At 61.6% G+C, this 16,113-nt stretch carries 9 protein-coding genes; 4 read left to right on the top strand and 5 right to left on the bottom strand.

Features of this window, described 5'->3' with window-relative positions; all coding sequences use genetic code 11:
* Positions 1-395 (bottom strand): hemagglutinin repeat-containing protein (locus ACXJKE_RS21475; RefSeq protein ID WP_457282617.1); only part of this gene is annotated, 395 nt, incomplete at its 3' end.
* Positions 396-501: 106 nt separating this feature from the next.
* Between ACXJKE_RS21475 and ACXJKE_RS21470 the strand changes: the two genes are divergently transcribed.
* A complete protein-coding gene (locus ACXJKE_RS21470) occupies positions 502-1,056 on the top strand; it encodes an RNA 2'-phosphotransferase (protein ID WP_457282616.1) in 555 nt (184 codons plus the stop codon).
* 381 nt (positions 1,057-1,437) lie between these two features.
* Here ACXJKE_RS21470 and ACXJKE_RS21465 read toward each other — a convergent pair whose 3' ends face one another.
* A complete protein-coding gene (locus ACXJKE_RS21465) occupies positions 1,438-8,931 on the bottom strand; it encodes a hemagglutinin repeat-containing protein (RefSeq protein ID WP_457282615.1) in 7,494 nt (2,497 codons plus the stop codon).
* A gap of 37 nt (positions 8,932-8,968) precedes the next feature.
* Positions 8,969-10,573: a ShlB/FhaC/HecB family hemolysin secretion/activation protein gene (locus ACXJKE_RS21460; protein ID WP_457282614.1), complete on the bottom strand. Its 1,605-nt coding sequence runs from the start codon at positions 10,571-10,573 to the stop codon at positions 8,969-8,971.
* 572 nt (positions 10,574-11,145) lie between these two features.
* Between ACXJKE_RS21460 and ACXJKE_RS21455 the strand changes: the two genes are divergently transcribed.
* From ACXJKE_RS21455 to ACXJKE_RS21445, 3 genes are all read left to right on the top strand, one after another.
* A complete protein-coding gene (locus ACXJKE_RS21455; RefSeq protein ID WP_007872916.1) occupies positions 11,146-11,436 on the top strand; it encodes a co-chaperone GroES in 291 nt (96 codons plus the stop codon).
* A gap of 92 nt (positions 11,437-11,528) precedes the next feature.
* Positions 11,529-13,181, top strand: a complete 1,653-nt coding sequence (groL, locus tag ACXJKE_RS21450; protein WP_411877453.1) for a chaperonin GroEL — start codon at positions 11,529-11,531, stop codon at positions 13,179-13,181.
* Between the two features lie 291 nt (positions 13,182-13,472).
* Positions 13,473-14,153, top strand: coding sequence for an OmpW/AlkL family protein (locus ACXJKE_RS21445; protein ID WP_457282613.1), 681 nt, complete (start codon positions 13,473-13,475; stop codon positions 14,151-14,153).
* An 18-nt stretch (positions 14,154-14,171) separates the two neighbouring features.
* Here ACXJKE_RS21445 and ACXJKE_RS21440 read toward each other — a convergent pair whose 3' ends face one another.
* Entirely contained in the window at positions 14,172-15,119 is a 948-nt protein-coding gene (locus ACXJKE_RS21440; protein ID WP_457282612.1) for an AraC family transcriptional regulator, read from the bottom strand.
* A gap of 11 nt (positions 15,120-15,130) precedes the next feature.
* A complete protein-coding gene (locus ACXJKE_RS21435) occupies positions 15,131-16,099 on the bottom strand; it encodes a carbohydrate kinase family protein (protein ID WP_457282611.1) in 969 nt (322 codons plus the stop codon).
* Between the last annotated feature and the right edge of the window lie 14 nt (positions 16,100-16,113).

Raw genomic sequence — 16,113 nt, 5'->3', positions numbered from 1 at the left:
GCGCCCTGCAGGGTGGCGTCGCCGCCTGTGGTCAGGCTGACTTTTTCACCGGCCTTGATCTGGCTGTTGGTGTAGCTGGTGTCGTCGCCGTTGGTGCGGCCCTTGCCTTTGCTGGCGCTGACATTGACGAGGAAGCCGTCGGTGCCAAAGCTCACGCCGACGCTGCCCGAGCTGCTGCTGTTGGTGCTGCGTTCGCTGGCCAGGTTTTGCGCGGCCAGAAGCCGGGCTTCGTTTTCGGCGATGAGTTGCACGGCCTTGCCGGCTTCGACGGTGCTGCCCTGTATGGTCAGGTTGCTGGCTTGCCCGCCGCCGGTGGCGGCAATGGTGATGTTGTTGCCGGCCGTGATGTTGTCCTCACCGACAGTCCTGCCTTTGCCAGGGTCGGCAATCTTCAAGCACCAGAGAAGAAATTGCGTTTACTTCCACCTGCCGCATCACTGATAAATCGACTACCTTCGAGCTAAGATTAAAACTAGTTCAATAAACAGCAAGAGTAGTTACATGTCTTCCGCAGCTATCAGTAAATTTCTAAGTTATGTCCTACGGCATAAGCCTGAAGACATTGGATTAGTGCTAGACAGTGAAGGCTGGGCGGAAATAGAGAAGCTACTGGTCTGCTCCAACCAGGCCGGCCAACCTCTCGACTCAATGACTCTGCGAAATATAGTTCGCGAAAGTGACAAGAAGCGATTCACTATTTCTGATGACGGTCTGAAAATTCGCGCGGCACAAGGCCACTCAACCAAAACAGTAACAATTACCCATACAGAAAAAGCGCCGCCGTCGACGTTGTTCCATGGAACTGCGACACGTTTCTTGGAATCGATTCTCAAAGCAGGCTTAGTCCCCGGAGACCGTCATTTTGTACATCTGTCACACGACAACAAAACTGCTGCGTCAGTGGGTATGCGGCACGGTGATATTGTCATATTGAGAATCGCAGCGAGTGAGATGCATGCGCAGGGGCATATATTTTATCAAGCAGACAATGATGTTTGGTTAATTCGGCACGTTCCCGCAGAGTTTCTTTGCCCCATTCCACCACCAACTATCTAATGAAAAAATCTCCTGCAAATATCTCCAGTCGGGAATTTTCGCTTTGAAACCGAATCGAGTAGTGTTTAACTGTTCGCCGTCCTTGAAAGTGCTCTGCCCAGGCTACTGCGGCCTCTGATTCAACGTATTCAACCAACGACCCTATGGGCACGTCACTCGCGCCGTGATGTTCAATGTTTAGGAGATTTACCCCAGGCGATGAGGCTCTGTAAAACGCACAAACACTCTTGAACAAAAGCTCCTTCTGAGCAACGCCGCTTGGGCTGTCATATGAAATCGTAACGGCCAAGTCTCCATCCTTGGCAGACAGCGCAATGTCACTTTCTCCATGCCCCGGCAACCACTCATAAGGGTTGTGGACTTCAACTGGGTGTCCTGCTTTCATTTTTTGCTCCCCGGCATATTGGGTGTTCCTGTACTCGGTAACTGGTTGTTGGCAAGCTGTTGTGCCGCCAACTTGTCAAAGGTAATACCTGCTTGCTCTCCCGGTACCTGCATCCCAGTTTTATTCGAACCATACCATTGCGATTGTGAAATTCCAGCACGATCCAATGCAACGGAGGTTCGAGTATTCAAAATCAACTTAGTTCCATCTGAGGTTGTCACGTAATCCACAGGAACTTGGCTTGGTCGGATCAAGCCTTTACTAAGCGCCGAAGCCAAATCATCTACCGTGTTAATCGGCCCTGCACCTAGAAGGCTGTATTTCTCACGGCCATCCACACTGAATTTCTCATCACTACGAATGGAAGTTTGAGCAAAATTTGCGTCTGTTACCGAGCCCAACTTTGGCCTATCAACCGCGAACCTCCCAGCGCCCACCTTCATCAAATCCACAGCTTTTGACAATCCGGCGATAACACGGCCAACGTTAACGGTTCCCTCATCAGGCGAAGCAAACTGAGGCAGAACAACACGCAATGCTTCGGCCATTTCTTGCGCCATGAGTGATTTCGCCGGTTGCGCGAGCAACATTCGCTGCGCTTGCATGTACTCGTCAGCGGTTACGTTGTTAAATTCCGGGCGGATGTCTCCGTTAGCATCGAAATAGTCACCTAGCACCATTAGGCTAGCCTGATAAAGCTTTTCTTCTGTGGTTCCTAATTTTGCAGCTTCCTCCTTCGCCAGTGCCCTGACTTGGTCTTTGCTAACTAAATGCAACTGCCGATTATTGGCATCCACCGTCGCAGCAGTAACCGCCCCTTGCGCACCACCCACAGCAGCACCCACACCCGCTGCAGTCAGCGTCGCTACGGTTTGCGCCAGCGCCTTGGCGGCGCCATCGCTCAGGCCTGCAGCCACCAGGCCCTGCTGAATGCCGTCTTGCAAGGCGTTCATCAGGTTTGCGGAACTCGCACTGGCTGCTGCTCCTACTGCACCATCAAAGCCGCCGCCCAGAGCCCCCACCGCTGTGTGAAGCGCGATCCGGTAAATGCCGCCCTCATCCCACTTTTTGGCTTCGTCCTCGTTCTTCTGAATCCGCAGTGCTGCCGCCTGGTTGGCCGCAAAGCTCGCAACCGCCTTCGGTGCTTCCCTTGTAAACGCCTGCGTGATCTGCACCTGCGCATTGATCTCGGCCTGCACTTTGGCCGCATCAAAGATGGGTTTAAGGCCGGTCTCCGCATCAGTGCTTCTGACGGCGGTGTTGCCAGCAATGCCGCTTATGCCTGCGCTGCTGGTGCTGCTGGCATCGCCCTTGTCTGAGCCGATGCCTATGCCCAGGCCGTTGATGCCGGCAGTCTTGGCAGTGGCGCCGCCGCCAAAGCTGATGCCGATTGACTCGCCCTTATAGCTGGCGGTGTTCTGGATGTCGCTGATGCTTAGGGTGCCGCCGGTCTTGAAGCTGTTCTTCTGGGCATTGACGGCCTGGGTGTCGCTGGCAATGACGCTGCCCAGCAAGGCAGTGTTACCCGCCACGCTGACCTGGAAGCCTCCGCTGCCGGCCTTGATGCCGCTTTGTTCGGCAACGCTCTGGAAGTTGGAGTTGATGTTGCTGCTGGAAGCGCTGAGGCTGCCGCTGATCTTGCCGACGCCCACGCTCAGTGAGCCGCCCAGGCTTTGCTGGCTGCTGGTGTAGGTGCTGCTGTCCTGCAATGAGGCGATGTTGAGGTTGCCGCCGATGTCGGCCTTGACCTGCTCGGCCCGGATCACGGCGCCCTGCAGGGTGGCGTCGCCGCCTGTGGTCAGGCTGACTTTTTCACCGGCCTTGATCTGGCTGTTGGTGTAGCTGGTGTCGTCGCCGTTGGTGCGGCCCTTGCCTTTGCTGGCGCTGACATTGACGAGGAAGCCGTCGGTGCCAAAGCTCACGCCGACGCTGCCCGAGCTGCTGCTGTTGGTGCTGCGTTCGCTGGCGAGGTTTTGCGCGGCCAGAAGCCGGGCTTCGTTTTCGGCGATGAGTTGCACGGCCTTGCCGGCTTCGACGGTGCTGCCCTGTATGGTCAGGTTGCTGGCTTGCCCGCCGCCGGTGGCGACAATGGTGATGTTGTTGCCAGCGGTGATGTTGCTGCCGCGCGCGGTGTTGCTTTCGCTCAGGGAGTTGCTCTGGCTCTTGCTGCTGCCGATGCTGATGGCCAGGTTGATACCACCCGCCTGCTCGGCCGCGCTGTGTTCTGTTGCTGCACTGGGGTTGTTGCCCGTTGTGTTCTGGCCGGCCTGGATGGCGTTGTAGGCATTGTTGGCAGCAAAGGCCATGTTGGCACCGGCCAGGGCCTGCATGCGGCTGTCCTTGGTCTGGCTGGCCGCTTCGCTCATCTTGTCGATGGTCTGCAGCGCGCTGATGACGGGGGAGGTGATTTCCAGCGTCAGGCCGCTTTGCTTGAATTTCTGCTCGGTCTCGCTGCGGCTGGCTTCGCGGGCTTCCACGATCTCTACCGTTTTGGCGGCAATGGTGATGTCGCCTTTGGGTGCGATGACGTCGCTGCCGACCTGTTTGTAGACGTCATTGGCCACCAGGGTCACATTGCCGCTGACGGCGCCAACGGTGGAGGCGGCTGCGGTGGTGCCGCGGTTTTTCTGGTCGTTGGACTGCTCGCGCACGCCGACGGTGATGCCGAAGCCGTCGCCATCGAGCAAACCCGACTCCTTCTTCTCAAAGAAAGACGTGCTGCTGCTGGTGTTGGTGGCTGCCTCGATGGCGATGTTGCGGCCGGCGGCCAGGGTGGTGCCGGTGTCGCTGATGACGGCGCTGCCTTTGACATTGATGTCTTTGCCTGCCACCACGGTGACCGTTTTGCCGCCCAGGCTGGAGCCGACGGCGTTGTCCTGATCAGTGCTGCGGCGCTCTTTGGTGCTGGAGCTGCTGAATAGGTCGCTCTCGGCGGTGGTCATGCCAAAGCCGAAGCTGTTGGTCTGCCGGCCTGCGCTGAGGTTGACGTTGTTGCCGGCGCTGGCGGTGAGGTCGCCGGTGGCCTGGACGTTGGCGGCGCGGGCGTTGAGGTCGTTGCCGGCGTTCAGGCTCAGGCCGCCTGCGGTCTGGATCTGGCTGCCGACCTCTTTGGTTTGCGCGTCGCGCACAAAGTCGTCGTCGCCGCGGCGCTGGTCGCTGCTGTTGGCGGTGGTGACGGTGGCCAGGTTGATGTTGTTGCCGGCAGCAAGCATGGTGCTGCCGCTGGTGTTGTTGTTGCCGATGACACCGCCGATCAGGCTGAGGTCGCGCCCGGCGCTGGCGACCAACGTACCGGTGGTGAGTTGGCCATTGCCCGTGACATAGAGACCGGCCACCCGATCAATGCCAGTCATGCTGAAGGTGTTGTTGCTGGAGGCGTTGACGGCGGTGGCTGCGCCGTTGGTGCCCAGGCCGCCGGTGCGGTTGCTGGCACTGCTGGTGGTGGTGACGATGTTGATGTCGCGCCCGGCCAGAGCCGTCAGGCTGTTGACGGCATCGATCTGCCCGCCGGTGACATTGATGTCGTTGCGGGCGGCTACGGTGACGGCGTCGCCGGTGATGCGGCCGCTGATGTTCTGCACGTTCTCTGCCGTGAGGCTGACGACGTTGCGACCCGCGATGGTGCCGCTGTTGCTGAGGTCGCCGCTGAGGTTGATGTTGACCTCACGCCCGGCGAGCAGCACGCCCTTGCCGTTCAAATCGCCGGTGCGGGGCACGACGTAGACCACGGGCACCAGGGCCTTGACCTGCACGGTGCCGCCACGGCCGTCGGGCACGGTGACGTCCTGCTCGACCAGCCAGACGATGTCGCTGGTGAGCTGGGCCACCTGCGCGGCCGTCAGCGCGACGCCGGGGCGCAGCTGGAACTGCTGGGCAAAGGTGACGCCGGCGTCCATCAGGGCCTTGTACTGGACTTCTTCGCTGGTGTAGTTGGCCAGGAAGCGCTGGCCGGTGAGCTGGGCTACCTGCTCGTTCACCAGGCGCTGCTCGTAAAAGCCGTCGCCCAGGCGCTTCTGGGTGGTGGCCGGGTCCAGGCCCAGGGCATTGAGCATGTAGTCGCTGCCGAGCCAGTTGCGGTAGTTGGCAAAGCGCGGGTCGGTCTCGACGATGAAGTTGCCCACGGGGTTGGGCGTGACGCGGAACAGGCTGCTGCTGGGCACCGTCAGGCTGTTGCTGCTGGCCGGCAGCGCTGCCGCGCCGCCGGCCACCACGGCCGCCGCCAGCTGGGTGCCGCTGGCCAGGCCCTGGCTGGAAGGCGCCGTCATGCCCTGGCTGCGGTTGACGTCCAGTACAAAGGTCTTGGGCACGTCCTGCACGTAGGCAGAGTCGCGGTAGGCGTCGTAGTTGTAGTCGCAGCCGTCCCAGCCGCCGCAGCCTTCGTTGTAGTTGCTCCACGCAAAGGCGGTGCCGTTGCGCTGGGCGTTGACGGTGATGCTGCGGCCGCGGTTGTCCACGGCCCGGCCGGTGATGTTGAGGGCGCCGCCGGCAACGATCTGCGCCTGGTCGTTCAGGAGCGCATCGCGCGCGTTGAGCGTCATGGCGCCGCCGCTCAGGATGCGGCCGGGCGCGCTGCGGGTGATGGTGGCGCTGGGAACTGACTGGTTGTAGTCACGGAAGGCGTCAAAGGCGACGGCGTTGGCTGTGACTGTCATGCGCATCGCATCAATCTGCGCCTGCAGCGCGATCCATGGGGCAGCGGCGGCGTCCCAGGCGGCGAGGTCTTGCGAGTTGGATTCTGATGATGGGCGGGGACCGGGCGCAGCAGTGCTCGGGCGGGCCATCCCGAAAACCTGCCACACCGGGCTGTTGGCGTCGTAGCCAAAAAACGCCGCAACAGGGGTCGACACCAGCCCGTCGCGGGCGCCCGTCAGCAGGTAGTGGTCAGGAATGTAGGCGCTGGGGCCGAGAAAATACGGCGCGTACTTGGGGTCCGAGTAAGGTGCGCCCTTTAACAGTATGCGGCCCTTGCCGTTGAAGTGGCCGGTGTAAGGCAGTATGCCGTCTTCCGACGCCCAGCGCCCGGGGCCGCCATAGATCCGTTGTACACCCGTTATCCCGTCGCTGTATACGTAGCCGCCATGGGATGCCGCCTGGTAGTCCTCAGCTCCGACCACCCAACCCACATCGTCCTGCGAGTATGTGCCCTGGCCGGTAACGTATTCCTTGCCGTTGGTGCCGGGCGAAAACTGCACCGTGTAGGCAAAGTCAGGGTTGGTGTTGTTGATCTGCGCGGCGGCGATCGTGAGGCCGCCCAGCGATTCGATGGTGCCGCCGGCGTTGTTAACCGCCTGGGCCAGGCCCGTGGCCTGGCGCGATGCGTCCAGGCTGCCGCCGATGTTGAGTGCCGCTGCGCCCGTGCCGCCGCTGAAGATGAGCGCACCGATGCCGTTGTTGATGGTGCCCGCGCCGATGTCGAGCCGGTTGCGCGCGGCGATCACGCCGGCCTTGGTGACGCCGGCAATGGTTTCGGGCGTGTTGTTGAGGGTGGCGGTGGCGATGCTCAGGGTGTCGCCGTAGATGCGGCCGGTGCCGATGTTGGTGATGAGCTGCGCATCGAGCCGGGTGACCTGGCCATCGATGAGGCCGCGGTTGGTCAGGCTGTTGGTGGCCGTGAGCTGCGTGGTGGCGCCGGTGATTTCGCCGGTGGCCGCGTTGTCGATGTCGGTGGCTGACGCGGTCAACGTACTGCCGGCTTGCAGCTTGCCGGCGTTGGTGATGCCGGCCGCGTTGATGGTGAGGTTACCCCCCGCAACCAGCTGGCCACCAGCAGTGTTGTCGAGCACACCGGCGGTGGTGATGGCCAGGTCGGCGCTGCCGGTAGTTTGCACCGTGCCGCCCTGGTTGGCCAGGCTCTGCGCCTGAAGGGTGGTGTTGCCGTTGCTGGCCAGCGTGCCGCCGGTGTTGTTGATCTGGCCCTGCGCGTTGACGCTGCCGGCGGTGGTGCCGGTCTGGGTGATTTGCCCGCCGAGGTTGGACAGGCTGCCTGCCGCCAGGCCCAGCTGGCCGGCCACCACGGTGGCCGCGTCGGTGCGCAGGGTTTGCGCCGTGCTGGTGGCCAAGAGGCCGGTGGCATTGAGGTTGGCGCGGCTGGCGTCGATGTCGCCGGCCGTGGCCGTGAGCGACATGCCCTGGGCGCGCAAGGTGCTGTCGGCCAGGTTGAGCTGGCTGCCTGAGAGAGAGGCGTTGCCGCCGGCCAGGGCCTTGCCTGAGATGGTGACGGCACTGGCCGCGTTGATGGCCAGGTTACCGCTGGCGGCGAGGCTGCCGTCGCTGTTCAGGCCCGCGGCGATCACGGCGCCGGTGGCCGAGGTGACCTGCGCGCCCGCACCGTTGGCCTGCACCGTGGTGTTGCCCTGGGCCCCCAGTGTGGCGCTGCCGATATTGCTCACGCCGGCCTGTGCGGCCACCGCGGCGTTGCCATTGGCATACATCGTGCCGCTATTGGTGGTGACGCCGGTGGTGGCGGACTGCAGGTTGCCACTGGCCAGCAGGCTGCCAGTGTTGGTAAGCCAGCCGTTGGACTGCAGCACCAGGTCGCCGCCTGTTGCGTTTATGGCACCGGCGTTGCGCACACCCAGGCCTGTTTCGGTGCCGATCAGGAAAATCTTGCCGGCATACATGCCGCCGACCTGGGCCACGTCAATCGCATAGGTCGGTGCAGGGCCGGTGCCGGCTATCGGTGTGGCGCTGGTCTGTGTCGCATCAATCTGGTTGGCACCGGTCGTCACGCGGAGTTCTTTGGCCCAGATGCCCGCGTTGAGCTGCACGGCGCGGGCGAGGATACCGGTGTAGTCGGCTGTGCTGGTGTCCAGGCCTGCGCCGTTCACCGTGATGCTGCCGCCCTGCACGCGAAAACCGTCAAGCGCCCCGCTGTTGAGCACCGGGCTGCCGGTGGTGAGGGTGACACGGCTGGCATTGAGAAAGCCGCCGCCATTGACGTTGATACCCGCCGGGTTGGCGATGATGACCTCGGCACGCTGGCCGGCGACTTCGACATAGCCCCGGATCTGGCTGGGGTTCGACGAATTCACTTCATTGAGGATGACGCGTGCTGCGCCTGTGGCCAGCCAGGGGTTGGCCCCGACGAAACCGCCGAGCTGGGTCTGCACATTGCTGCGGCTGTTGTTGAGGATGACGCCGCTTTGCGGCACATCAAACTGGATATACGTGTTGCGGCTGACACCGCCGGCACTGGGTGACTGGATATTGACCTGCGGCAAGCCATTGGCGGTTTGCAGAACGGTGGGGCGCTGGTTGGCCGGGGCTGACGGGTCTGCAACGACCTGTGCCTGCACGGCCGGTTGCAGCCACAGCACAGCACCCAGCACGGCAAGGCGCAGGGGGTGCAGGCAGGCCAGAAGATCCACGGAAGCGGCCACGCCCGACGTTTCACCACCTGCCGCCTTGCCCTGGCTGCTGGCGGTGTCGGCCACCACCATGCGTTGGCCGCGCTTTGAATTGAAGATGATGCGGTGCAGGTTCTTGTTCATGGCGAAAGGTCAGCTGATATGACAGAAAGGGGAAGCGTTAGAACGAAGCGTTGAGGCTCACGCCCACTGTGCTGTTGGCGGTACGAAAGAATTCGGGTTTTTTGACGGGCGCGCCGATAAAGAAGTCGTATTGCAACTTCTTGAAGCTGCCGCGCAAACCGATCACGGCGCCGGTCAGCCGCTTGCCCGCCAGGAATTCACTGCTGGGCCCGGCCACCTCGCCGTGGTCCAGGCCGACGTAAACCTCCTGGCCGCTCTCGCCCAGCGCGGTGCTGAGTTCATTACGCAGCAGCCAGCCACGTTCGGCGCTCAGCGAAGATTCGCCGTCGAAACCGCGCACGGTGTAGCGCCCGCCGATGGCAAAGCGGTCTTGCGGGGTCAGGGGCGTGCGGTCGTGTTGCAGGCGCCATGTGGCGCTGTAACGCATGCCCTGGTCGGCAATCTTGAAGGGAACGGTCAGGTTGGCATCCGCATTGATCACGGCAAAGCGGGATGTCCCTTCACCAAACGCTTCTTCCGGTGCAGGTAGCGAGCCGAAGGCGCCGGTACCGCGCTTGTACGCCACATTGCCTTCGAGCGTAGCCTGGCCTATGAACTCCTTGTGGCCGGCGCCGAGCTCCCAGCCGCCGACGATGCGGCGCTGCACCTCGACTTCGGTGTCGTCAATGAAGTTGTTGGAGCGGCGCTGGAAAGCCTTCAGGCTGATGGAAGTCTTGCGGCTGGCGTCGCGGTAGACGAGGCGCGAGAGCTTGAGTTCGGCGTTGCTGCTGGTGCCGCGGTAAACGTAATCCTGGTTGAGGCCAGCGACGCTCTGAAAGTAGCGGTTATCGCTGACGGTGGCGCCCAGCGTCCAGTAGCCCAGAGGCAGCGAGTAATGCACGGTGCTGCCGCGCGTGCCGCGGCCACCCGGTTCACCGCCGCCCAGGTCGGTATTGAGCGATACATAGAACAGGTCGTTGAGCGTCAGCGCATTGTCGTAAGACAGGGTGATGCCACCCTGGTATTTACCGGTGGCTTTGGATCCGCTGTCATCGGCAAACACCGAGAGGCGAAACGGAAAGGCCTGCTTGTAGCTGATGACCAGGTCGCTCTGGCCCGGCTGGACCTCCGCGCCCTTGGCTTCCTCGATCTGGATGTCGGCTTCGGCCGTGGGCACACGCTTGAAGTTTTCCAAAGCCTGCTCGATGTCGCGCAGGTTCAGGATGTCACCCGGCCTGGCAGGCAGGGCCGTCCAGGCATTGCCACGTGCGTCACTGCCTTCGGAGAACCGGACGGCACGGATACGGCCGGGGATCAGCGTGAGCGCGAGGATGCCTGTTTTGAGGTCTTGCGGCTCGGCGAGCACACGCGTGGTGACGTAGCCGCGGGCAATCACGGCGTTTTGCACGCGCTTGATCACGATGCCGATGCTGCTTGTGCCCAGGCAGCGGCCTGTTGGCGAATCGCTCGCGTCCGGCCCGGCTGCGGCATCAAGCGCCCAGGCGAATTGGGTCGCCAGCGCGGCTGATTCGCCGGCAGCGGTGCGCAGCTTCAGGGTGTGGACCGGAAAGCACGGCGATTCGGCCGTAGGCAGCCTGGCAGCCTCTGCCTCAGGAACCTTGGGCGGCCGCACATCGGGCGTACGTTCCTGCTGCTCTCGCATCAGCCGGTCGCGCTCCTCTGCACGGCGCTGCTCCTGCTCGGCGCTGCTTTGCGGCGCGGGCTGGGCAAAAACGTTACAAACTATGACAGCCGTGGCAAGGCCGACGCACAGTTTGCGCAGGCTGGCTGTTGGTTTTGCAGATTTTGGGGTGCATGCTGGCACCGCCCCGAGTGATACACCCAAGTCATCGTGTGGCTTGGCCAATCACGCTCTCCCTGTTTCCGGTTTGTTGTTCTCGCCAGGTCATACACCTGGGTTAACCCGAAGTTTAAATTTTGCGGAGTGGAAATGTAAGGAATGTTACTTACAAGACCTTGGAAGTGTTGGTTTTTGGGGCGCGATGAGAGGAATCATTGGGGTCCATCTACGCGGACTGCGGTCTTGGCACCCGTTCAGCAAAAAGGCAGTTTTCGGCCCTTCACCTTGAAAACCGTCCGGAATGCCTCTATGATTAGCACTCGATGGTATTGAGTGCTAACAAAGCCCAGTCAATCCACCAAGTTAACAGGCACTCACTTTTACGTGGGTGCTTTTTGATTCCCAAAACCATTGTTCTCAAACAAGGAGCTCTCATGAAACTTCGTCCTTTGCACGACCGCGTGATCGTCAAACGCGTGGAAAACGAAACCAAAACCGCTTCCGGCATCGTCATTCCTGACAGCGCCGCTGAAAAGCCTGATCAGGGCGAAGTGCTGGCCGTTGGCCCAGGCAAGAAGAACGACAAGGGCGAACTGAGCCCCGTGGGCGTGAAAGTTGGCGACCGCGTGCTGTTCGGCAAATACAGCGGCCAGACCGTCAAGGTCGACGGCGACGAACTGCTCGTCATGAAAGAAGAAGACCTGTTTGCAGTGGTCGAGAAGTAATCTCTCTTCTGCTATTTATTTGATAGCTGCTGGCGCACGTCCTACTTGGGCTAGCAGGCGATTTCATCCATAAACTTTAAGGAATCTGCATCATGGCAGCAAAAGACGTAATTTTCGGCGGCGAAGCCCGCGCACGCATGGTCGAGGGTGTGAACATCCTGGCCAACGCCGTCAAGGTAACCCTGGGCCCTAAAGGCCGTAACGTGGTTCTGGAGCGCTCGTTCGGCGCCCCCACGGTGACCAAGGACGGTGTGTCCGTCGCCAAGGAAATCGAACTCAAGGACAAGCTGCAGAACATGGGCGCGCAGATGGTCAAGGAAGTCGCTTCCAAGACTTCTGACAACGCTGGCGACGGCACCACCACCGCCACCGTTCTGGCTCAAGCCATCGTCCGCGAAGGCATGAAATACGTGGCCGCGGGCATGAACCCGATGGACCTGAAGCGCGGTATCGACAAGGCCGTGCTGGCCCTGACCGAAGAGCTGAAGAAGGCTTCCAAGCCCACCACCACCTCCAAGGAAATTGCCCAGGTCGGTTCGATCTCTGCCAACTCCGACGAATCCATCGGCAAGATCATTGCCGACGCGATGGACAAGGTTGGTAAAGAAGGCGTGATCACCGTGGAAGACGGCAAGTCCCTGCAAAACGAGCTCGACGTCGTCGAAGGCATGCAGTTCGACCGCGGCTACCTCTCCCCTTACTTCATCAACAACCCTGAAAAGCAGTCCGCATTGCTGGACAACCCCTTTGTTCTGCTCTACGACAAGAAGATCAGCAACATCCGTGACCTGCTGCCTACCCTGGAGCAAGTCGCCAAGGCCGGCCGTCCACTGCTGATCATTGCTGAAGAAGTCGAGGGCGAAGCCCTGGCAACTCTGGTCGTGAACACCCTGCGCGGCATCCTGAAGGTTGTGGCTGTGAAAGCCCCTGGCTTCGGCGACCGCCGCAAAGCCATGCTGGAAGACATCGCCTGCCTGACCGGCGGCAAGGTCATCGCTGAAGAAGTCGGCATGTCGCTCGAAAAAGTGACGCTGGCTGACCTCGGCCAGGCCAAGCGCATCGAAGTGGGCAAGGAAAACACCATCATCATCGACGGCTCCGGCGCCGCTGCCGACATCGAAGCACGCGTCAAGCAAGTGCGCGTCCAGATCGAAGAAGCGACCAGCGACTACGACCGTGAAAAACTGCAAGAGCGCGTGGCCAAGCTGGCCGGCGGTGTTGCCGTGATCAAGGTTGGCGCTGCCACCGAAGTCGAAATGAAGGAAAAGAAGGCCCGCGTGGAAGACGCACTGCACGCTACCCGCGCTGCCGTGGAAGAAGGCATTGTGGCCGGCGGCGGCGTGGCCCTGCTGCGCGCCAAGCAAGCTGCTGGCAAGATCGCCGGCGACAACCCTGACCAGGACGCCGGTATCAAGCTGGTGCTGCGCGCCATTGAAGCCCCCCTGCGCGAAATCGTTTACAACGCAGGCGGCGAAGCCTCTGTGGTGGTGAACGCGGTTCTGGCCGGCAAGGGCAACTACGGCTTCAATGCAGCCAACGACACCTACGGCGACATGATCGAAATGGGTATCCTGGATCCCACGAAGGTCACCCGCACCGCACTGCAGAACGCAGCCTCCGTCGCATCCCTGATGCTGACGACCGAAGCCATGATTGCCGAAGCTCCGAAGGAAGAATCCGGCGCCGGCGGCGGCATGCCAGGCGGCATGGGTGGAATGGGCGGCATGGGCGACATGGGCATGTAATGCCTGCCTGAGCTTCTCGCTCCAGCAAAAAAAGGGCCGCTTTCGCGGCCCTTTTTTATTGCCCGCTCACTTTGTACGAAAAACGTTTTCACACAGCAAGGCCTTTCGTCTGCGGCGCCACAGTCTCTTCACAAAAACGGCGAGGAAGATGCTGCACGTTGGCGCCTGCCGCTACCATGATTTCTCATGAGCCACCGGATGACTTCCCTCGCCCGTGCGATGGCGCGAAAACCGCCGGCACAAACAATGACGCCATAGCAACCCGAACACATCCTCGCACTGCACTCGCCCATGAATCCCTCCCAGAAACTATTCATAGCGGCCGCCCTGGCGGTTTCTTCCGTATACGGCTTTGCACAACAGGCGGGCACATGGTCCGTGTCGGCCGGCGTCACGCGGATTGCGCCTTCCGTGAACAGCGGCAGCCTTTCGGCGCCGTCCGGAACTGGCGTAATTCAGGACGCGAAAGTCGACGTCAGCAGCAGTTCCAGGTTAACGGCCGCCGTGAACTACATGGTCACCGATCACATCAGCTTGCACCTGCCGGTGGGTTTGGGCTTCAGGCATGACGTCAGCGGCGCAGGTGTGCTCGCTGGCGTTGGCACGGTGGCCGACACCCGGGCCTTGCCCATCACGCTGATCGCGCAATACCGGTTTCTTGATGCCGACGCCCGGTTTCGTCCTTACCTGGGTGCAGGCCTCTCCTACGTGAAGTTCTACAAGGAACGCGGCACAGCCCTGCTGACCGCGTTGACCAACCCAGGCGGCCCCGCCACAAGCGTATCTTTCAAGTCGAAATTTGCCCCCGCGTTGCAACTGGGTGGTATTTTCAACCTCGACAAAAAATGGTTTGTGGAAGCCAGCTATACCAAGACTTTCCTGAAAACCCGCGGCACGCTCAGTACCAACCAGACCATCGATGTGGGCCTTGACCCGGATTGCTTCACCTTGCAACTGGGGTACAAGTTTTAATTTCACGCCACAGGACCATCAGGATAACCGGCCAAAACGGTCGTCTGTCTGCCGCCTGAACTCGGTAGGCGTCATGCCCTTGATCTCCAGGAAACGCCGATTGAAGTTTGCGACATTGTTGAAACCGACCTGATAGCAGATGTCGGTGACGTTGTGGTCGGTCTGCATCAGCAGGTGGCAGGCGCTGTTGATGCGCACACGGTTGACGAAGTCGGTAAAGCTGTTGCCGGTGGAGCGCTGGAAGAAGCGGCTGAAGCGGCTCTCGCTCATGCCGAGCTCGGCTGCCACGACTGACATCGAGATCGGCTCCGCCATGTTGGCGGTAATGCGGTTGACGATGCCGTTGATCTGGTCAACCTGTGCGTCGCCATCGGCGCCCTGCGTGCCTTGCATCTGTACGCTCGACAGCAGCCGGTAGTCCGTCCATTGCGCCAGGTCGGCCATGAACTCAAAAAAGTGGCCGAGGCGGCGCACGCCGCGCGCGGCCTTGATGTTGTCCCAGTGCGTCTGCGCCTGCCGCGACATGCCGAAGAACTCGATACCATGGCGTGCCCGTTCGAGCAGCTGCATCACTTCGCGCAATTCAGGAATCCCGGTTGCCGCGCGCTCGATGGGCTCGTGATGGAACTGGATCACCCGGTCGCGTCCCGCGGCGCCGCCTTCGGGCACGTCAAGCGAAATCCAGTTGTGCGGCAGGCGCGGGCCGCACAACACCAGATGACCGGGCTGAAACGGTCCGATCCAGTCGCCGACAAACGCCTTGCCCGAGGTCTCGGTGATCAGGTGCAGTTCATACTCTTCATGAAAATGCCAGCGTACCAGCGGGCTCGGAAAGCCATGTGCAAGACAGCGCACCAGACCGGTTTCAGGTGACTCGTAACCCAGTGATGGGGAGCGCGCAATATCGCGCTCCAGTTCGGGTTGGCGCTGACGGGGGATCGGGCGTTTGGATGTAGACGTTGTCATGGCAGTCTGGGTCAGGACCGTGAAGCAACGGCCTCATTGTCCTCTCGCACGAGCGCGGCGTGAACGGCCTCCAGCGTGGGCGGATCGGCACCTTCGCGGGTGCAGTTCAGTGCGGCGGCCGTGGCGGCGAAGCGCATCACTGCGCGCCAGGCGTCGCCGCTCAGCTCGCCAAGCTGGGCCGGGTGTTCGACGCCATGCGCAAGCAGCGAGACTGAAAGCCCGGCCGTAAAAGTATCGCCCGCGCCGATGGTGTCGACCACCTCAACACGCGGTGCCGCCACAGTCAACGGCTCGTGCCCCGTGCGCCAAAGCGTGGCACCGCCAGCGCCATGCGTGACGATGACCGCTCGCGCACCGGCGTGCAGGCAATCCGCTGCCAGCGCATCGACAGGCCTGCCGGGCGCCAGCAGTCCGGCATCTTCGTCGCTGAGCTTGACCAGATCGGCCATCGCAAACCAGCTCACGACACGCGCACGGTAGGCTGCCATGTCGGAAATCAGGCTGGGCCGCACGTTGGGATCGAACACAATCACACGGCGCCCGGCATTGGCGGCCATCAGCCCGGTGATGCGCGTGGCAGCAGGTTCCTGCAGGAGCGCGATTGAGCCGAAATGCAGGAAGCGGCATTCCGCCGGCAACTGCGGCAGCGGCTCTGGCGCCCAGGTCGCATCGGCGCTGCCGTGCGTGTAGAAGGCATAGCGGTTGGTCTGTGGTGTGCGCTCAACGAAGGCCAGGGTCGACGGCGCGTGGCTACGCAGGATGAAACGGGTGTCCACGCCGTTGCGTTCGAGAAAACGCATCAAGCGTTCGCCGAACAGGTCGGTCGACAGTTGCGTGAGGAACCCGGTGGGCTGTCCGAGGCGCGCGCAGGCGACAGCCGTGTTGAGCGGCGAGCCGCCCTCGTGGCCCAGGAACGCCAGCGTGCCTGCCTCGCTGGCAGTGAAATCGATCAGGGCTTCGCCCGTGAGTGCAATGCGCATGGTTTCCGGATTGT

Source organism: Polaromonas sp. P5_D5 (genome assembly GCF_054049435.1).
This window is presented reverse-complemented; position numbering and strand designations above follow the sequence as displayed.